This is a genomic window from Clostridium sp. B9, assembly GCF_050509515.1.
GTDB lineage: Bacteria > Bacillota > Clostridia > Clostridiales > Clostridiaceae > Sarcina.
This window is the reverse complement of sequence record NZ_JBNWKA010000003.1, coordinates 1,507,706-1,528,258: the sequence shown is the minus strand read 5'-3', so window position 1 is coordinate 1,528,258 and position 20,553 is coordinate 1,507,706. Positions and strand designations below refer to the sequence as shown.

The following is a 20,553-nucleotide window of genomic DNA, read 5'->3' as shown; positions in this document are numbered from 1 at the left end:
AAACTTTAGAAACAAATAGACTACTTATTAACTTGTGACTAAAAAATATAATACTGACTTTTCTTTAAATATATGTTTAACTAAGTTTAATTTGTTATTATTTAAAATTGGTATCGGAGGGAAAAATGAAATTCATAAAGATTTTTATTATACTTTATTCATTACTTTTAATATTCACGCTATTTTCACCAACTAAGTTAATAGGTCTATGGAATATAAATATAGGTGATATTAAGTTACAAGTATATAATCAAGCCACTACTGGACCTGCTTACTATCTTAAGGAAGATAGAGCAAAACTTGATAAAGTTATAAAAGAAAAATATCCAGAAGCTAATTCTTCTGGTATAGAACTTGTTGGTAATACACCTTTCCATCTTATAAGTGATCCAATGGAACTTGGTGATTTTACTGTGTATGGGAAAGTTGTAGATGTAACTTATAGATATGGTGGAGCAATTCCAGTATTTGAGGTCTCCCATTGGGATGTTCCTTTTAGAAATTTAATTTTAATAAAATATCACTGGTTTTTCATAATAATGTTTTTGTTATTTCCATTATTCATAATAAGTGCTATAAAAACCGCTAGATTCGTAAGAGCGGAAAACTTATATAAGTTCATGAAAAAGCTTTAACTTATATACATTATATAAGCTAATAATATTATCGTAATTATAAAATTAGACTTGAATAGATAGCTAGAAATTAACATCTATTTAAAACATAGTCTAAGGTTAAAATAATAATAATAAACATAAAATTTAGGCTGTATCAAAATGTTATTTAGATACAGCCATTCAATATTATCTTTATTATTTTATTCTCTAAGCAACTTAAGGAATTCCTCAAAACTATCTGCTATTTTATTTGTAACTGGTCTAAATTCCTCTGATGCATAATCAAGCCAAACAGAAATAGTTGGAGTTTTACTCTTTCTAAAATCTAGACATACATAATTTCCTGAAACTAAGGCTATAATAGGGACTAACTTGTAACCACCTATAATTTTATCAACTATTAACCTCTCATCTAAATCATATATAACAAAATTCATATCATATTTACTATGCTTTTTATCTGCCTCTAAATCTTCTAGTAAACATAAAAAACGTTCAATAAAGTATTCTCTTTCTTCATGATTAAAAATGTCTTTCTCTGGTATTGCACCACTATACTCTTTTAAGAATTCCTTATAACTTTCAGGAAACTCTATTTTGTATTGATTCTCAAATCCTTTTATAAGCTCATCATCTGGTAATGGTAAAATAAGACTTCTCTCTCTAATCTTCATTGCTTGTACCCTCCTATGAATTTACAAACTCTATTAGCTTTTGTTGTTAATATTGTCCAAATTCTTAATATATCTTTATTTTACCACTTATAATAGACTATTTAAATCTAAGAATTTTATTCTATTCTTCACTTTATAAGCTCAATTGCATAATCTAAAAGTTCATCCTTCCCATCTCTTATACCTTGAATAGTTGGTTTTACGTATATATCTGGTTCAATACCTACTCTTTGTGTTTCAGAAGTTTCTGGAGTATATATTCCGATTCCAGTTATTGTTGTTATTACTCCACCTGGTAAGTTTATATTTGCTACATTTCCATCTGCTCCAATAGAATTCTCACCTATTACAGTTGCATTAGGTGCTTTTCTAAGTGCCATTGCAGTAAATTCACCATTACTTTGAGTTCGTTCATTAATGATTATAACAATATTACCTTTATAATAATCAGGATTATTTTTTCCAACAGTTATATCTCCAACAAAAATAAATTCACCTGGCTTTGCCTTATTAGCAATTGTTGCCCTTGAAAATACTGTTTCCTCTGGTAAAAGATAATTAGGCATAGTGTATGTTACCATATCTGATGGGTATTCTCTCAAATCAACAATCATACCTTCTGTAGACTCAAACTTCTTCATTATTTCATGAATTTCATCCTTGGCCAATGCCCCTAGATTCACATAGCCTATATTTTTATCTAATATTTTATGAGATTCTCTCTCCTCTTTAACCTTATATACCTCATTAAGATCATAGCATTTAACATCTTCAACCAATTCTTTTCCATCTCTTTCTATTGTAAGTTCCATGCTATCCTCAGAAGTTCTAAATAAATAATTATTTAAGCCATTTGCCATAGCTTCATCACGAGAAAATGAAATATATTTACCCTTCTCATTTATAACTTCAAATACCTCTCTACCATTAATCTCTAATACTACATCTCCAACTTGTAAGCTACATTCATCTAAATATTTATCAATTATATCTGTAACAACAACTTTATCTTCAACTAAAAGGAATTGGATAGGTACTATATTCTCTCCAAAATATTTTCTTAAAGTTCCAGCATTATCATAAATTGCAGCATGAGAATCATGTATTCTTGTCGTTAATTCTGCTAAAGTTAATTTATATGATAATTCATCATCACACTGAACCATCTTAGGAATAAATTCATTTAATACTTCATTCCAATCCTCATCCATAATATTTTTATAGGGATAATAATACTCTATTATATTCCAATATCTAAATAAACTAAGAAGCTTATAACCATCGTCATCATACTTAATTACAGGATAAAGCTCTTCCTTATCAAAATTTGAAAATATAGAACCATCTTTATAATTTACATAAGCATTGTCTCTATCATATATATAGGACTTTGACATTTTAACTAATAGGCTACTAAGATTTTGTCCTAAATATTCTTCATCATTTATCCACTCAGTGTCTGCTTCTATCTTAACTTCATTACTTTCACTATAAGAACCCTCTTCAAATTCTCCAAAATTGTTTATCCATTCATATAAAATTGTGTTAACTTCTTCTTGAGTTTCTGCTGCAATAACTTCTGGCATAACTCTAAATAATTCAAAATCCCAATTTATATTTCCCTCTATTACTTTAGGATGATAATACTTGGCATTTCCCCACACCTTACATAGCTTATTTAAACTTTCAACCTCATTACCATCTAAAGTCTCAATCTTAATATTAGAACCCTGATTAAACTCATCATCTACAAAGTTATTATGATAGTAAAACAACCCACCTAAAACTATTAAAATGACTGGAATAGCAACTAAAATAACTTTCTTAATATGACCATACTCACTATTTTTCTCACCCATTTTGGCACCACCCTTTTGATTTTTTTTCAAATTTAGACTCTATTTCAAAACAAAATTGATTTCTAAATATATATTAAGCAACGTCTGAAGATATAGCTATAAAGCAAACTCCACTTAAAATATAATCCAATATTAAAAGAATAACTCTTACTCATCAATTTCCTTATCATCTTCAAAACTAAATAATTCTTCTACAGGCACCTCAAAAATTTTTGCTATATCCATGGCTAATTTTAATGATGGGTTGTATCTTCCGTTTTCTAAATGCACAATAGTTTCTCTTCTTACTCCAACTAATTCAGCAAGATCTGTTTGTTTCATCCATGCTTTCTCTCTATACTCTTTAATTTTCGTCTTTAATGTAGGCACTTATAAAGTCCCCTTTCTATCATAGTAAATAAAAAGGATTGCCCTCAAAATAAGGATAAGGAAGGCTGATACACAAAGTATTTTGCTCAAGAAATTTAAACTTACATCTAAGGAACGGTAATAAAAAACACTTACCAAACTAGATAATACTAAAATATAAAGCATTAAAATATTCAAACAAATTCCATCAACTTTTCCTAATACTATTTTAGCTGACTCATCAATTTTTGCCTTCTCCTTTAACCCTATCAAAAATATACTTCCTATAGCTCCCCATCCAATGAGACCTAATATGCTTTTAATATCACTTCTTAAAAAGTCAAATCCACTGACTATACTAATTACAAATACTATACCTAGTGCCACGCCTTCCAAAAGCATCTGTTTCTTTAAACTCATTTTCTCTTTTATTCTAGCCACTTTAAATCCTCTCCATTTCCTGTTATATATTTTTAACTTTCTTGTTATAAACATATAACATTTTCCATATTTTGAGAATATTCAAATTAATTTTATTAATAAATTTTTCGGATTAATTTATTACATAGCACTAATTTCTTCTATCATAATTGCTCCTGTTTCTTTATTGTCAAAACTTATGCTCATATTGTCTAACGCTTCTAAGGTTACTCCTTCAAATAAATTCATAGGTATTCTAATCATTGATAACGGAGTATATGAGTCCCAAAAATAATACTTATCTTCAAAAATTTCTGTCATATCCATTTTGCCTTCTACATACGATAGTGCCTTTGTTTCCTCATCTATAATAATCTTAGATTTATTGCCTTTTTTATCTCTTAACTCTACTGATATTTCTTCTATGCCTTTTGAATTATTTAAATCATCAGAAGAATCTAAAGCTAAACTTATTACTAACGCTTCTTTTTGTGACAAGTCTTTTTCTAATGGAACAATTATTTTAGCACCTTCACTTTCCCATCTAGCATTTAATAAAAGTTTTGTATCCTTTTCTTCTATAGAGGTAATAGGTAGTTTAAATCCTTGTGTTTCATCATATTTATAAAATTGACTTTCCTTTACTGATGTTAATTCAATCTTTTCTCCTTCTGCCTCTTCAAAGTTATCTTTATTTAATATAATTTCACCTTCAGCTTTCCAACTCCTAGTTTTTACACCTAATCCATACATAGTTGTTGGCTCTAATGCTTTCTCTTCATAAAGTCCATTGTTTTCCTCTTTGAATATACTGTCCATAAAATCAATAGCTAAATTGCCCAAAAATCTTTCTTGTTCTTCTCTATCTAATTGCATTTCTAATTTTCTTTCATTGCCTAATATTTCAACATCATTTCTATCTATATTACTATTAAAAGCATTATGACCTGCCTTTTCTAAAATTATTAAATCTACATCACTTATTCTTCCTTCTGTATTTATAATAGTATCAAATATTGATATTCCATCTAAGGATATTACATCTCCATCATATTCTGGTACAACTATGCTTGTCCTAATATCAACAAAACTTTCTTCTCTTACACTAATAGCAGGTGCTACAGATAATATACCTTTAATATTTTCATTTTCATTGGCAATATCAAGAATAGTATCTGCTCCTCTTGATAATCCTACTAATACTATATTTTCAAAGTCTATATTATTTGAAATATTTTCATCCGCTTTTAATGCTTCTATAAATTCCTTAAACATAGCTCTTATCTTTTCGTTATCATCATTATCACCATATTTCCATACATAAGCTGGCTGAATATCTAAAGCTACTCCTATATAATTGTTCATCCCTAGTTTTTCCAAAAGATATGTGAAGCCAGTATCAAATCTAACATTTTCATTTTCGTTATCATGCGAACCATGTATTGCTATAACTAAAGGCTTCTTTCCATCACTTTTAGGAAGTGTTATTATTCCTCTTAATTCATAAGGCATTGCCTTACCAGAGACTCTCTCATAAGTTCTGCTTCCTAAATTGAATTCACTGGTTTCAAATTCAAATTCATCACTTTTATCCTCTTCTACATGAAGAACTTCCCTAATAGTTTGCTTACTACTTACTGAATTATTCTCTACTTTTTTACTAGCCTCACCACATCCAACTAAAAATGCTGACAGAATTAAAGTTCCTAAAATAAAATTCCTTTTCATAACTATATACCTCTAAAAATATATTATTTTTATTTATTAATACTTTTATAGCATATATATAACCATTTTTATACTAATCTTCACACTAATTTTGTTAACTTTTTAAGTATAACTAACAAACTATTTTAAATCTTTAACTTTTATTCCCACATAATTGTATAAGTAAACACTTCATACCTATACTATATTAGTAGTTGCTTTTATTTATAGGAGGATACATTTATGAAACGGTTTATTTTAATATTATTATCATTAAGTTTATCAATATTTTTATTTGTAATTTATAAAAATTTATCTAATGATGAGGAACTTTATTTGAAAAAAAGTAACTTTTCTCTAATTAAAAATGAAGAATTCTTTAAAAGTAATCCTAAAGAAGAGTTGGAAGGAAATATCTATATAATCCAAGTCAAATCTAAGCAATATATAATATTTTATGAAATGAATATTAACCCTAATAATATACAAGTAAACATTGAAGACACAATAATAAAAATTAAATTAACTGATGATTATAACTACAAAGATATTTATGTGTATGAAATAAATAACTCTAAAAACTACGAAGATTATACTCTAAAAATAATAAAAACTGATAAAGAACTGCAAATAAAAGCTATAATTCTTTAACATAGGATAGAATGAAAAAATCATCTAAAACCTGCATATTATATGTAAGTATAATAAAAAGTGGACAAGTTAACTTGAACTCCTTCCATTAAAATAGACAGTTAAAATAAAAAACTGTCTATTTTAATTGGAACATATTAACCTGTCCACTTTTATTACATTAATTCTATTTTATTTATTCCATATTATGCTTTCATCATCATTTATCCTTGGCATATCAACTACTTTTATTATTTCTCCATCTTTAATCCTATACAAATACCCATTTTTAAAAGCTAAATTTATTGTATCAGCTGTTTCTGCATCTCCTCTATAGTTTACATACATGGTTGTTTTATTTCCAAGCCAGCCTCGAAATTCATATATAGGAATTTTACCTATAAAAATAGCTGGCTCTATATTTTCTTTAGGTTTTTCTATATATATTTTAACATCTTTAATATTTTGATCTACTTCATCTTTATGATTAACAAAGGTATCTAGTCCTGCATCCCCATACTTATCCATTAAAAACTTATGAACTTCCTTTTGCTTTATTAATCCTTCTTGATCTTTTCTATAAAATACATTCATGCTCTCATCTGGTGTTAAATTATATGAGCTTATATCAATTTCTTCATCACTGTCTAGGCTTTTTGACACAACTATCTCAATTCTAGTAGGTTCTTTAAGAACCTTACCATTATTGCCCCCCTTTATATCATCTTCCTCAACTAGCCTTTCTAAATCATTATTGAATTCTTCACTATCTAATTCCTTCTTAGTTTCATTATTAAATGTAATGACCTCATCCTCATTAATAGCTCTTTTTGCTTCTTTATTAAATCCACATCCTATAAATGTGCTACTTAAAATTCCTATTAAAACTAATACACTAACTGTTTTTCTCATAACACACCATTGCCACAAATCTATACTATAAACCTTATTAAATTCTTATAAATTTATAGCAACAGCTCACCTCCTTCTAATTTAATAAATTTCCCCTTCGTAACTAAAAGTATTTAATCAGAATTTAAAGCGTTATATATAATTTAGTAAACTCAAAGCTTTATCTATCTTTGAGTTTAACTTACTTTTTAAATTCTTTTAACACCTTATTAACATTATATAACATTTTTGTTAACAAGTTAAGATTACAGTAAATATTTAAGTAAAGTGAATATATTTATAAAGTATGTATTCAACTCTATTTTCTACTTATACAAGTATTGAAAGTTTTATAAAAGCAAATTAAATATTAGGAGATGATTTTTATGATCCCATTTAAAGCAAAATTTATCATTGATTTTGACTTACTTTCTAAAGCACCTACAATTTTAAATACTTTAAAAGATAGTTTATTCATAGTTCCATTTTCAAGTTATATGGTTATGAAGGAATGTTACTCTCAATTATCTGAAAATGAATCTGAAGAAACAAGGAAAACTATTGATGACCTATTAGGAGGTTTCTTCAAAACTATTGATGATAGTAAGATTTTAGATGAACTTAAAGCTGGCAAAGAGTTTTCTAGCTTAGTTTGCTATGATTCATTAAATAACATATATCTTTCGCTTACAAGCCCCAATCTTTTGAGCAAAATAGATGAAAATAAGTATTCAAAGTTTTTAGAGTTTTCAGAAGAAGACTTAAAAGATATAAACTTTATTGATGTTGACACCCTAAATCTTGCATATAACTTAAACATAGACATACTATCAACTAACAAAAACATATTAAAAGTCATAAACAATAAGGCATTACCTATTAAGCAAATACTTATAGATCTTAATAACTAATCTATTTTTTAAGTTAGTTATATCTTAATACCTAACTTAATTTCAAAAGGAATCTATATTGTCTATATCTATAAATAGACACAAGTTTTAAACATAGCCAATAATTTAAAGTAAGCAGCCTAAATACAGACTGCTTATTTTTTTATGTTACATAATTTTAAAATCTATTTTATTTATATTCTGTTATAGTATTAGATAATGATATGTTTTAAGCGAGTGTTAATTTTAGATATAACTGTAAAACCATATTAATAATCAGTTTAAAACAGAGTCTAATTTAATATTTATTTCAATTATATATAAACAATATTTTGTGTTAAACTTATATTTCTAAAGGAGTAATTTATGAATATAAAAATAAGAAATGAGAGACAAGAAGATTATAGAAAAGTTGAAGAAGTTGCAAGAGAGGCATTTTGGAATTTATATGTTCCTGGATGTGCTGAACATTGTGCAATACATAAATTGAGAAGTCATCCTGACTTTATACCTGAACTTACTTTTGTTATAGAAGTGAATGAAGAGATTGTAGGTAGTATATTTTTTAGTCACTCAAAAATTGTATCAGAAGATAATGTAGAACTTAAGACTATTTCTTTTGGCCCAGTATGTATATTACCTAGTATGCATAGACAAGGACTTGGCCGTAAGCTTATAACACACTCAATTGAGGAAGCAAAGAAACTTGGTTATAAAGCAATTCTAACACTAGGCTATCCATATCATTATGAGCCATATGGATTCTTAGGTGGTAAGAACTACTCAATATCAATGCCTGATGGTAAGTTCTATAAAGGACTATTAGTGTTACCACTTTATGAGGGTGCATTAGATAACTTTTCAGGAAGTGCATTTTTCTCTGAAGCTTTAGAGCCATCTGAAGAAGAGATTGAAGAGTTTGATAAAACCTTTCCTCCAAAATTAAAGCAGTTTCAACATAGCCAAAAAGAGTTTGAAACTTATTCACATATGCTTGACGAATAAAAATAAAGTGTAAGGATTCTCCCTACACTTTATTTTTTAATTACTTTTTATTTCTTTTTCTTAATAAGCCTGCTCCCGCTAATGATGAGATTAATCCCATAAAAGCAAAGTTAGCTACATTCTGTCCCGTGTTTGGTAGTGTTCCCGGCTTATCTGTATCTGGTTCTTCTGTATCAGGATTCTCAGTATCTGGTTCTTCTGGATCAGGTTTGCAAGTGTCATCATCCTCTTCCATTAAGTTAATCTTATATGTGTTCATTGTGCTACCTTCTGCTATAGCATACACATAAGCCACTCCTGGAACGCTTTCTGGTTTCTTAACTATAGTTTTTACTCCTTTATTGAATCCTTCTACAGCAATATCTAACTTTTCTAAGTCATTACCTGAAATTTTAACATCATACTCATATTTACTAGGACTAAAGCCTTTTATTTTTTCACCATTTACCTCTATTGCTTTTAAATCAGCCTTAGGATTTGCTTCTTTCTTTAAAAATTTAGCATCTCCCCAAGTTCCATGGTCATACTTTATATCACCTTCATAGTCATCAATATACAGAGCTAGTTTCTTAGCACCTTTTAAATTAACATCAACCTTGTGACCATTCCATGTGCTATAAATTCTATCACTGTTGAATACTTCTTTGCCATCAACTTCTATTCTAGCAACTATAGATGAACCATATCCTAAAACCCCTCTGTCCATTCCTACAAATGTTTCAAACTTTTCATAGCCCTTTCCTTCTAAATCAACCACAATTTCAGAATTAGAGTTTACTCCAACCCCTTTATCAAAAGTCATTATTTTATAATCAACTTTTAATCTTAATGGATTATCAGCAACTGATTTATCTCTCTTAGGCTCATACATTCCTGATATTGCACTTTCCCACTCTATATCTGAAAGATAGTCAACATTAGTCTTTTCAAAGTTTATAATATACTCTTTACCATAAATCTTGTTAAGTTCTTCATCATTATACTTAACTTGAACAACCCCTTTACCTGGAAGAGTTTCTGGATTGATTACATTCACTTCAACATTCTCACTAAGTGTTTCAACTTCTATAACTGGAGGATTTTCTAGAGTTCCTTGCTTGTACTCTACACTATACTCAGTTAAATTCTCATTGAATCCTTCTAAACTTACACCATCAACCTTAATATCTCCAACCAACTCTTCTTTTAGGTTAGTTCTACTTACTTCCATTGGAGATGAAGTCTTGTCTACTCCTTTAAGCTTGAAAGAGTAATTATACGTTTTGCCACTTTCATTCATAAACTCATCATGTGGTTTAGCTCCCCAGCTATTATCTCCACCTACTCCCATTTGTCTATGATTAAGTCTTAAAACAATATTCTCTTCCTTTTCTAGCTCATGTGGGTGACGCTTTCCAGATGATAATTCCTCTGGAGTATAGTGAAGGGCATTAAACTCAATTGTTGGAATTCCTGAAGCCATAAGCCCTACTCCACTTGCATCAGTTAAAGTAACCCATCTTGTATCTGTTCTATTTCCTGTTTCTGATGGTTCCATGTATGGGAAGAAGAAATCATCAACCTTCTTGCTATACACTCCAACATCATATCCAGTTTGTCTGTCTATATAATTTTCCTCTGGACCTCTACCATACCAAGTTACATTTTCAAAGTCCTTTGGTAATTGAAGCATCATTCCTATTTCAGGTATTGATGAAAGTTCTTTTGGAACATTTAAAGTGTTATTTACAACAACTTCTCCATTTCCGTATACTAAATATTCAATATTCAGCTTAGAGTTAAACTCTGTTGGAACTTTGAAATCTACAGAAATCTTAACTGCACTCTCTCCAATTTCAACTACATCAATATTTTCAACCTTAGCATTCTCACCTGCATATCGCCAAGTTCCAAACTCCTCTTCAGCACCAAAGCCCTTATCATTATCATTTGGAGCTCTCCAGTAATTTGGCTTCATAGGTTCTTCTATTAATTCAACCTCATTACCATCTGCTTCAATTTCATAAGAATCTAAGGCTCCATTTTCCTTATCAAAGGATATCTTAAAGCCTTTACCCTTAATTTCAATTTCATCTTGATCATTTTCAACCAGAATTGAAGGCATATTACTTAGATCTATTCCTTTTTCAGCTTCATTATTAAAAGGTAATTTAAATTGCTGCTTAGCAACTACATGTCCCTTTTTCGCCCATGATTCATCTTCTTTTAATTCAAAACTTATATTTAACCAATACTCAACTCCCTTTTCCGGCTCTGGCTTTTCAAATGGGATTGTTATTTCCTTAGATTCTAATGGATTTACAGAAACATTTAAGTCTCCACTTTGGATAACCTTATCATCTGCCCTTAATTCCCAATTTCCTTTATATTTATCTATATTGGTGAATAATTGCTCATTGATTATATTAACCTTTCCATTTAGGACATCGACGTCCTTTATCTCAATCTCTTGATAAACCTTCTTGACTTCTTGAAGCTCTGGCTGCACTGTTCTATCAGCAGAAACTAATCCATTTGCACAGAAGTTTCCATCTGTAAACTCATGGTCTCCCCAGTCTCCACCATAACTAAAGTACTCTTCTCCAGTTTCCTCATCTTTCATAAGAATTGATTGGTCAACCCAGTCCCAAATGTATCCTCCTTGCATATTGTCATATTTATCAAAAACATCCCAATACTTTTGAAGATTTCCTATACTGTTACCCATTCCATGTGCATACTCACATTGTATATAAGGTTTAGTATTATTAGGGTCTTTTGCATAAGACTCCATTTCTTCAATGCTTCTATACATTCTGCTATAAACATCACCTAAAGTTCTATCTGGCTCATAGTGTAATAATCTAGTTGGGTCATTCTCCTTTATCCACTTTGCAGCAATTTTAAAATTTTCCCCTCCACTAGATTCATTTCCTAGTGACCACATAATGATACTTGTTTCATTTTTACTTCTCTCAAGCATTGATTTTTGTCTATCTATAACAGCATCTGTCCACTCTGGCTTACTTTGAGGAATCTCATCTAATCTTCCATGAGTCTCTAAATTTGCCTCATCCATTACATATAATCCATACTCATCACATAAGTCATACCATCTTGGATCATTAGGATAGTGAGATGATCTTACAGAATTTATATTATGCTGTTTCATAAGCTTAATATCTTCTATCATACTTTCAGTAGTTAAAGTCCTAGCTGATTCTGGTAAGAATTCATGTCTATTTACACCCTTAAAAGATATAGGTTTTCCATTTACACAAACTTGATTATTCTTAACCTCAACCTTTCTAAATCCAACCCTATTACTTATAGTCTCAATTACTTCTCCATTACTATCTTCTAAAGCAATAACATAAGTATATAGGTTAGGTGATTCAGCACTCCACTTCTTAGGATTTTCTATGGTGCTGTTTAATGAAACTACTGTCTCTTCGCCCATCTCTTTTAAAGAAAACTCTTTTAAAGTTTCATCAACTAAATTATTATTATCGTCATATAAATATCCTTTTAACTTATATTCACCTTCTGCTTCTATTCCATAATTAGAAACATTAACATCAACATTTAAATCTGAATTTATATAGCTTTCATCTAAATCAGTAACAAGAGTATAATCTCTCATGTGCACCTTTGGAGTTGAATAAAGGAATACATCTCTAAATATTCCACTTAGCTTGATCATATCTTGAGACTCTAACCAGCTTCCATCACTCCATCTATGAACCTTTACTGATATTTCATTCTCTCCATCTTTTAAATATTCTCCAATATTAAAATCATGGCCTGTAAACGAATCCTCACTATATCCTACATACTCTCCATTTACATATAAATAATATGCAGATTCAACCCCTTGGAAAGATATGAATACTTCTCTTCCATCCCATCCTTCAGGCATAGTAAATGTTTTCTTATAATACCCAATTGGGTTATAATCAGTTGGCACATTAGGTGGCTCTGGTAAATTTTCTTGATACTCCCAAGGATAGGCTGTATCATTATATCTTGGTTGGTCATATCCATGTAACTGCCAACTTGAAGGTACAGGAATAGTATCCCAAGAACTATCATCAAAATCACTTTTATAGAAATCTTTAATGTCCTTATCATAAGTATCTACAATATTGAACTTCCACTCACCATTTAGAGTCATGTAGTTACTAGAGTTTTCATAGTCTGAATAATTAGGATTATTCAGTGCTTCTTCCACTGTATTAAATGGCATTAATGTTGCATGAGCTTCCTCTCTATTATCATGAAACTTTTCTGGATTATTAGCCCAAAATGCTCCTTCCTCAATTTCATTTGACTGATTCTTAGCTAATACAGGATCAACATAAACACCATTAAAAATAATTCCCGTACTTAAAGCAAGAGTTAATATTCTAGCAATTGTTTTTTTGTTCATCATAAAGAACTCCCCCCTATCCAATTGAATATTACCATATTTTGGTAACAATGTAAACATATACAAGGATATTTGTAATTTAAAAATTAAAAGCCATTGTTAACTAGTACAAGCTAGTAACAATGACTTTCCTATTATTTTTATTATCTAATTTTTTCATCTTATAATAATACAATCAGTATTATTATAATTATAAGTTCTAGTCAAAAATTCAATCTCCCCCCAAAAAACAATTAAGATAAAGCCAAATAATCACAACAATTTGTTAATTTATTCAAATTAAGATTTATTAGTAGTTTCTTCCTTTGAATTTTCTTGATCCTTTAAAGCATCGAGAACCACATATATATTCTTAATATCATCCTTAGATAACTTTTCAAAATTATCTAGTTTATTTTTCACATCATTTAATACTGAATCTTTGTAGTTTTTCTTGGATTTTTCTTCTTTTCTTATATAATATGTGGCGACTGAACTTGTAAATGTACTTATGAAGCCAATTCCAACCATCATTACAATAGCTGCTATTATTCTTCCTAAATTAGTTTTTGGAACAATATCACCATATCCTACTGTTGTTACAGTTTCTACACTCCACCAAAGTGCATCACTTAACTTTATATTTTCTGCTAATGATAAAGCAACGGCTCCACCTAAAATCACCAATATCACCAAATATATCATATAGTGTAGATTATTTGTCTTTATAAACCTATTAAAATTTCTCTTAATTCTCTTAGGGACACCTAATAATCTAAATAGTCTATTTATTCTAAGCACTTTAGCTCCATAAATCGGTATTATAGATATTAAATCAATCTTATTATGTAATATAAAATACTTTTTATTCTTACTAAAAATTAATCTTTTTAGATAATCACCACAAAATATTACCCAGATAATATTATCAATTATTGAAAAAGCTAATACAGCATTTTGTGGTAAAATAACATTTAATTCAATAATTAAAATCAAAGCTGAAATAAGCGCTAAGGATCCTATAATCCAATTATTTATTCTTTCTTTTTTACGCATCTAACCAGACCTCTCTCCCCAGATACTATCTTATTTAAACTTCACTTCTAAGATAACTTTATTGAGCCAAGTAGGATTAACCCCTATCTTTTTAGCTATTTTAGGAGTGATTTCAAATGAATTATCTATTTCTATATCAATGCTAAATCCATTATCCTTATGAGATTTAACCACATTTACTAATTTTGTAAAACTATTTATCCAAACATAAACTTTTGACGACTTGCTTGGACAGCCTTCATCATTTTCATTTACTTTATGTGATTCCAATATTCTTTCAGTTTGGCACTTTCCCTCTTTACCATTATTACTCCACTTAAGGACTAAATTCTTATTATCCTTTAATTCTAAAATTTCTCCGCTATTAAGCGTAATTTCATTTATAGATAGGTTAGTATATGCTGAAAAATCATTACCTTCCTTAACCTCTATATTTAAGTGATTTATATTTAAATTTGAATGTATGTAATATAATATTTCTCTTATCTGTTCACTAAATATATACTCATGAAACTTATTTGCTTCTATAAGTAAGTTTTCCTTCTTTGGATGATTTATATAATACATTCTCTTAGCGATCCATTTCTCTCCTAAAGGATTTTCAAACTTCTCTAACTCCTCTTCCTTATCTATGAAATATAAATTCCCCTGCAAATAAAAGTCCTCTATTCCTCTCATTAAATTTCCTATAGAATAAAAAGAATTGCTCTTTCCTCCTATTAGTAAACTACTTTTCTTATCACTACTAAAGTTTCTACCTGTTATTCCTGTATCTATTTTGTATATCTTAACATTCATTCTCTTCCCTCACAGTTCTGTCTATTATCTTAAGTTTACTTCTATAATAATATTTTACTTTATTAGAAGAAATAAATCACTATCTATAGTTTTAATTGATAAATTATAGTTTAATAGTTAAGCAGTCCCATTTAACATAGTAATAATGCTAGAATAATATGAAGTTATTTTGAAGGTTTCGATAGTCATTGGCGGCTTTTTCTTAAGAAAAAACAAAATTGAGTTACCTATGAAGATAACAAGTTTTTCCGAATCTCAAGCAAAAGAAGTTTGTAACTAATAACTATCTCCTCTTAGTTTCTATAAACAAAAAAGTCACAAGTAAATTCAATATATTAATAATACAAATTTACCTGTGATTTTGATTACTTTAAATTTAATATACTACTTACTCCTTTTTATAGTTTGTAAACTTAAGCTCTTCAAAATTCATTTTATGTTTATTTAAATCTTCTTCTAAAACAAGATTATATTTCTCACACTCTTCTCCTTTTAATAAATATAAAAGTACATCTCTTAGTCTTCTATTCCAAGCACCTTCATTATGTGGAGCTTCTAAATCCTCATAAAGTATAAATTCATCTTTATACTTATATCCATTTTCTAAAAGTATTCTTCCTACGCTTTTAGATGGTTCTGTTATAAGCTTTCCTTCTCCAGTTCCATAATCCATCCATATTTTAAAGTCATTATAATTATATTTTTTTATTTCATTAAATCCATTTTCATAAGCCATCCAAAAAGCAGGTGATAATACGCCTAGTTTTGAGAATACTTCTGGATGTCTCATTCCTATGTTGAAAGTAACCATTCCCCCCATAGATGAACCTATAAGAGTGTTATATTCTCTCTCTGGTTTAGTCCTAAAATTTTTATCTATGTATGGCTTTACCTCATTGATTAAAAAATCCTCATACAGAATACCTTTTCCTTCTATGAATTCTTTCCCTTCTCTTTTATCCTTAAAATCAAAATGTGCTAATTCACTCATTCTATCATAATTATTAGGAATACCTACTATTATTGTTTCTTCTATTTTTTTCTCTTCCACAAGCTTATCTATAACCTCATTAACCTTCCATGATTCTCCTGATAAAGACCATTCCTTAAAAAAGCACTCCATACCATCATGAAAATATATAACATTATATCTTTTCTCATTTTTTTCATAATTCTTAGGTAGATATACTAATATATCTCTATAATTATCTAATCTACTTGCATACATTTGTTTTATAACTTTTAACCTCATAATTTAAAACTCCTCTACCTATATAATATAAAAGCAGGATATATCATAGTTGATATATCCTACCTCTTTACATTTTTGTTTTTATATTTTAAATAACACTTTTCTAATATCTGCTTTTATTAGAACTAAAAAGTACCACTTAATTCAAAGAGATATTTTAATTAAATATTTAAGTTAATTTTTAATTAGTAATACCTTTTTTCTTTTTGAAAAATATAGCTCCAAGAATTACTAAGACTATTCCAATTACTCCAAATAAGCTTGAACTCATTCCTCCTGTATTAGGAAGTGAACCTACATTTGAATTTTTGTCTAAAACTTTAACAGTTATAGTTTTTGTAGCCTTATTTCCATCCTTATCTGAAACACCATAAGTAACCTTATATTCTCCAGCTTTATTTGAATTAACAGTGTTTTCTACTACATAAAGTTCTGGAGTTAAATCTCCGTCCTCTTTATCAGAAGCAGTTACACCTTTTAATGGATCAAATTTTTCTCCAACTTTTAATTCTAAATCTTTTGCACTTATTACTGGAACTCCTTTTTCTGATGGATTTTCAGTATCAGGCTTGCCTTCATCTGGCTTATCTGTATCAGGTTCATCGACTTCTGGCTTGTCAGTATCATCTACAACCTTAACGTTTATTGTTTTTGTAGTTTTATTTCCATCTTTATCTACAACACTATAAGTTACTTTATACTCTCCAGCCTTATTTGTATCAACTGTATTTTCTACAACTTCAACTTTTGAACTTAAATCACCATCTTCTTTATCAGAAGCAGTTACACCTTTTAGAGGATCAAATTTTTCTCCACGCTTTAATTCTAAATCTTTTGCCTCTATTACTGGCTTACCTTCTTCAACCTCTGGTTTTCCAGTGTTATCGAAGCTATTTTTTTGAACTAATACATAAGAAGATTGCGCTGGTACATTAACCTTATTTCCTTTTACTTCAGCTAACTTTTCTGTTCCTGCTTTCTCTCCATTTACAACTACTGCCCAGTCTTCCATTGGAAGTGTTACTTCTACAGGCTCTTTATTAGCATTGAAGATTACAGCCATATCATTCCACTTATCACCTACATTTTTACCATTTAAAGTATAAGCAACTATATTATCCTTATTAAAGTGCTTTCCTTTTTCTAAGAATGTAAGATTATTTTGAATATCTTTAGCAGAATTCATTCTAAATGCTTTATGTGATTTTCTAAGTTCTATTAATCCTTTATAATAATTAAATAAATCATTATATTCTTCTTTTCTTGTCCAATCAACTTTATTTACACTATCTGGTGCATTATAACTATTATGATTGAAGCTTCCATCAGGATTAACTTTTGTTCTTGCCATCTCTTCTCCACCTTGGAAGAATGGAATTCCTTGAGATGTTAAAACAATAGCTGATGCCATTTTATTTATGGCATTTAATTCTTCCTTAGATGCCTCTTTATTTGTTGTTTGAAGCTTATCCCATAAAGTTAAGTTATCATGAGCTGATACATAGTTTACTGTTTGATATGGTTCATTTGCCCATGGCTCTACTCCATATCCTTCATAAGGACTTGGAGAAACCCCATATTTAACTCCATCATGTCTTACAGAACCAACTACTCCAAACTTAACAAGTTCTTCTAAACCATTATATCCATTAACAAAACCTGGTTTATTTGCATCAAATACATGTCCTTTAACTCCATCTCTCATATCATCACTGAAGGCTGCTATTTGCATCTCTCCATATTGTGGAGTATTTTTCTTTAATGCTCTTTGCTCTTCTGGAAGAGGTGTATCTCCACCAGTCCATCCTTCACCATATATTATTATACTAGGGTCAATCTTGTCTAATTCACTTCTTATAGTCTTCATAGTCTCTATATCATGAAGTCCCATAAGGTCAAATCTAAATCCATCTATATGATATTCATCAGCCCAGTATTTTACTGAATCAACCATCATTTTTCTAACCATACTTCTTTCTGAAGCTATCTCATTTCCACACCCTGAACCATTTGAAAAACTTCCTGAAGCATTTTGTCTATAATAATAATCTGGTACAGCTAAATTTAAGTGAGAATCAGTAGTTGCTCCTGTATGATTGTAAACAACGTCCATAACAACTCTTATTCCAGCTTTATGAAGTTCTTGAACCATTTCTTTAAATTCTTTTATTCTAACTTCAGCTTTATAAGGATCTGTTGAATAAGATCCCTCTGGAACATTATAGTTTTGAGGGTCATATCCCCAGTTGTATTGTGGAGTATTTAATTTAGTTTCATCTATTGATCTATGATCAAAAGTTGGAAGTAAATGAACATGTGTTACCCCTAATTCTTTTAAATGATCTATTCCTGTTTTTATATTATCATTAGCAGGAAGTGTTGTATTAGGTTGCCACATTCCTTCATACTTTCCTCTCATCTCCATCTTAGTATTTGAAGACTCATCAATAGAGAAATCTCTTATATGAATTTCATAAATTATTGCATCTGTTGGATCAACAAACTCTGGCTTCTTATCTTCATTCCATCCTTCAGGATTAGTTGAAGATAAATCAATAACCATTGCTCTTCTACCATTAACACCTACAGCCTTTGCATATGGATCAGTTACATTTTCTTCTTTTCCATTATTAGTTACTAAGTAGTCATAATAAACTCCATTTTTATCACCTTTAAGAGAAGTTGTCCAAATTCCTTTTTCGCCTTTAGTCATTTCAACAACCTCAACTGGCTCAGTGTCTTTTGTATAATCACCAGTATTGTATAATGCTAACTTAACTGAAGTTGCCATTGGTGCCCATAAAACAAAATCAGTCTTATTCTTTTTGTATAAAGAACCTAACTCTCCATTATAGTGGTAAAGCTTTTCAAACTCCTTATCAGCAAATATCTTTCCTAAAGTTAATGTAGCAGGTTTAAATCCTTCTATCTCTAAAGTATATTCCTTAGTTAAATCAAGCTTATTTTCAGTTATTATTTTTCCTGAATCTAAAGTTTCTGGTATCGTTACCGAAATTGGCTGAGAAACTCCATTTTCTTTTAAAGTAATCTTTCCATTCATATCTTGTGATGACATTTTTACATTAGTTTTAAAGTTTATTTCATTTATTGAATCAATTTTAGCACTGCTTATTGCAGGATCTTTTACTGCATCTTCTGCTCTATAAACTACTTCTGGGTTGTTTTGAACTAAGTATGCATTTATTTCTCCTTTATTATTTGCGTAAGCTAAATTTATAAATCTATCAGAATGTACATCTTTATCTGACCAATCTGATTTTCTAACTATAATTCCAATTCCTCTTGGATCAGCATCCTTTACACCATCATAAACAATTGTAGATACTTTTCCATAGCTATCTTCTCCTGTTAAAGGATATCCTTCTCCACCTTTAACACCATCTAACCAAGACCATATATCCCAGTTATCATAACTTCCATCAAATCTGTAATAGTGAAGATTTAAAGTAACCTTTTCAAAATTTCTATTTAAAGGTTTAACTTCAAAATCTCTTTCTCCATCTTTGTGATTTATAATAACTTCTTGATCGCCCTTTGAAAGATCTACAAAGTTATCTTTACCAAAATAATTTTCTGCCCAATCATTACCTGATTCACTTCTACGTAAGATAAATCCTAGCTTTCCTTCACTTACGTTAGTCTTAAGAACTGCAAATTCACCTTCATCATCTTTACCTATGAACTGGAGAACTCTAGTGTTGGTATCGGTACCATTTAAGTCTCTCTCCCATGTCCATAAATTCCATCCATCATAGTTTTGATCAGGTCTGTTATATCTAATCTTGATATAAACCCCATCTGAATTCTTCTCATCAGCTTTTGTTATCTTTGGAATCTGTGCTAATGTAAGAATAAACACAAAGCTAAGAAAAACTGACAAAACCTTTTTAATCTTTCTCATTTTGTACCCCCTTATTAAATTTAAATGTTTACATAGCATATATTAACAGAAATTACTTATTTATTCAACATATTTATAATAACTAATTTTTAAAATA

General features: G+C 29.4%; 15 protein-coding genes. 4 read left to right on the top strand and 11 right to left on the bottom strand.

What is annotated here, in order from left to right; translation table 11 throughout:
• The first annotated feature begins 125 nt into the window (after positions 1–125).
• A complete protein-coding gene (locus ACQZHJ_RS06845) occupies positions 126–635 on the top strand; it encodes a transposase (protein WP_430484798.1) in 510 nt (169 codons plus the stop codon).
• 182 nt (positions 636–817) lie between these two features.
• Here the strand turns inward: ACQZHJ_RS06845 and ACQZHJ_RS06840 are convergent, their stop codons facing one another.
• The 5 genes from ACQZHJ_RS06840 to ACQZHJ_RS06820 form a co-directional block, all read right to left on the bottom strand.
• The gene (locus tag ACQZHJ_RS06840) at positions 818–1,291 is read right to left on the bottom strand and encodes an SMI1/KNR4 family protein (protein WP_430484797.1); all 474 of its coding nucleotides are present in this window, start codon (positions 1,289–1,291) and stop codon (positions 818–820) included.
• Between the two features lie 128 nt (positions 1,292–1,419).
• On the bottom strand, positions 1,420–3,150 hold the full coding sequence (locus tag ACQZHJ_RS06835; RefSeq protein WP_430484796.1) for a S41 family peptidase: 1,731 nt from the start codon (positions 3,148–3,150) through the stop codon (positions 1,420–1,422).
• Positions 3,151–3,297: 147 nt separating this feature from the next.
• Positions 3,298–3,519 (bottom strand): helix-turn-helix transcriptional regulator, encoded by a 222-nt coding sequence (locus ACQZHJ_RS06830; protein ID WP_430484795.1) that lies wholly within the window; start codon positions 3,517–3,519, stop codon positions 3,298–3,300.
• Positions 3,520–3,939, bottom strand: a complete 420-nt coding sequence (locus tag ACQZHJ_RS06825; protein WP_430484794.1) for a hypothetical protein — start codon at positions 3,937–3,939, stop codon at positions 3,520–3,522.
• Positions 3,940–4,059: 120 nt separating this feature from the next.
• The gene (locus ACQZHJ_RS06820) at positions 4,060–5,646 is read right to left on the bottom strand and encodes a hypothetical protein (protein ID WP_430484793.1); all 1,587 of its coding nucleotides are present in this window, start codon (positions 5,644–5,646) and stop codon (positions 4,060–4,062) included.
• Between the two features lie 222 nt (positions 5,647–5,868).
• Here ACQZHJ_RS06820 and ACQZHJ_RS06815 point away from each other — a divergent pair, with 222 nt between their 5' ends.
• Complete coding sequence (locus ACQZHJ_RS06815; RefSeq protein ID WP_430484792.1) at positions 5,869–6,276, top strand: hypothetical protein; 408 nt, start codon at positions 5,869–5,871, stop codon at positions 6,274–6,276.
• A gap of 171 nt (positions 6,277–6,447) precedes the next feature.
• On the opposite strand, the gene ACQZHJ_RS06810 is transcribed toward ACQZHJ_RS06815, so the two are convergent.
• The gene (locus ACQZHJ_RS06810; protein ID WP_430484791.1) at positions 6,448–7,167 is read right to left on the bottom strand and encodes a hypothetical protein; all 720 of its coding nucleotides are present in this window, start codon (positions 7,165–7,167) and stop codon (positions 6,448–6,450) included.
• Between the two features lie 365 nt (positions 7,168–7,532).
• Here ACQZHJ_RS06810 and ACQZHJ_RS06805 point away from each other — a divergent pair, with 365 nt between their 5' ends.
• Complete coding sequence (locus ACQZHJ_RS06805; RefSeq protein WP_430484790.1) at positions 7,533–8,057, top strand: hypothetical protein; 525 nt, start codon at positions 7,533–7,535, stop codon at positions 8,055–8,057.
• Positions 8,058–8,402: 345 nt separating this feature from the next.
• Complete coding sequence (locus ACQZHJ_RS06800) at positions 8,403–9,041, top strand: GNAT family N-acetyltransferase (protein ID WP_430484789.1); 639 nt, start codon at positions 8,403–8,405, stop codon at positions 9,039–9,041.
• A 40-nt stretch (positions 9,042–9,081) separates the two neighbouring features.
• Here the strand turns inward: ACQZHJ_RS06800 and ACQZHJ_RS06795 are convergent, their stop codons facing one another.
• From ACQZHJ_RS06795 to pulA, 5 genes are all read right to left on the bottom strand, one after another.
• Complete coding sequence (locus ACQZHJ_RS06795) at positions 9,082–13,452, bottom strand: glycoside hydrolase family 2 TIM barrel-domain containing protein (RefSeq protein WP_430484788.1); 4,371 nt, start codon at positions 13,450–13,452, stop codon at positions 9,082–9,084.
• A gap of 276 nt (positions 13,453–13,728) precedes the next feature.
• Positions 13,729–14,484 (bottom strand): potassium channel family protein, encoded by a 756-nt coding sequence (locus tag ACQZHJ_RS06790; protein WP_430484787.1) that lies wholly within the window; start codon positions 14,482–14,484, stop codon positions 13,729–13,731.
• Positions 14,485–14,514: 30 nt separating this feature from the next.
• Positions 14,515–15,282, bottom strand: coding sequence for a hypothetical protein (locus ACQZHJ_RS06785; RefSeq protein WP_430484786.1), 768 nt, complete (start codon positions 15,280–15,282; stop codon positions 14,515–14,517).
• A gap of 388 nt (positions 15,283–15,670) precedes the next feature.
• Positions 15,671–16,534, bottom strand: coding sequence for an alpha/beta hydrolase (locus ACQZHJ_RS06780; RefSeq protein ID WP_430484785.1), 864 nt, complete (start codon positions 16,532–16,534; stop codon positions 15,671–15,673).
• Between the two features lie 181 nt (positions 16,535–16,715).
• The gene (gene pulA, locus ACQZHJ_RS06775; RefSeq protein ID WP_430484784.1) at positions 16,716–20,456 is read right to left on the bottom strand and encodes a type I pullulanase; all 3,741 of its coding nucleotides are present in this window, start codon (positions 20,454–20,456) and stop codon (positions 16,716–16,718) included.
• Positions 20,457–20,553 lie beyond the last annotated feature (97 nt).

Coding starts and splice junctions, on each gene's coding strand:
- pulA (WP_430484784.1), bottom strand. CDS start 20,456: ATGAGAAAGATTAAAAAGGTTTTGTCAGTTTTTCTTAGCTTTGTGTTT.
- ACQZHJ_RS06815 (WP_430484792.1), top strand. CDS start 5,869: ATGAAACGGTTTATTTTAATATTATTATCATTAAGTTTATCAATATTT.
- ACQZHJ_RS06800 (WP_430484789.1), top strand. CDS start 8,403: ATGAATATAAAAATAAGAAATGAGAGACAAGAAGATTATAGAAAAGTT.
- ACQZHJ_RS06840 (WP_430484797.1), bottom strand. CDS start 1,291: ATGAAGATTAGAGAGAGAAGTCTTATTTTACCATTACCAGATGATGAG.
- ACQZHJ_RS06790 (WP_430484787.1), bottom strand. CDS start 14,484: ATGCGTAAAAAAGAAAGAATAAATAATTGGATTATAGGATCCTTAGCG.
- ACQZHJ_RS06845 (WP_430484798.1), top strand. CDS start 126: ATGAAATTCATAAAGATTTTTATTATACTTTATTCATTACTTTTAATA.
- ACQZHJ_RS06835 (WP_430484796.1), bottom strand. CDS start 3,150: ATGGGTGAGAAAAATAGTGAGTATGGTCATATTAAGAAAGTTATTTTA.
- ACQZHJ_RS06810 (WP_430484791.1), bottom strand. CDS start 7,167: ATGAGAAAAACAGTTAGTGTATTAGTTTTAATAGGAATTTTAAGTAGC.
- ACQZHJ_RS06820 (WP_430484793.1), bottom strand. CDS start 5,646: ATGAAAAGGAATTTTATTTTAGGAACTTTAATTCTGTCAGCATTTTTA.
- ACQZHJ_RS06805 (WP_430484790.1), top strand. CDS start 7,533: ATGATCCCATTTAAAGCAAAATTTATCATTGATTTTGACTTACTTTCT.
- ACQZHJ_RS06785 (WP_430484786.1), bottom strand. CDS start 15,282: ATGAATGTTAAGATATACAAAATAGATACAGGAATAACAGGTAGAAAC.
- ACQZHJ_RS06795 (WP_430484788.1), bottom strand. CDS start 13,452: ATGATGAACAAAAAAACAATTGCTAGAATATTAACTCTTGCTTTAAGT.
- ACQZHJ_RS06780 (WP_430484785.1), bottom strand. CDS start 16,534: ATGAGGTTAAAAGTTATAAAACAAATGTATGCAAGTAGATTAGATAAT.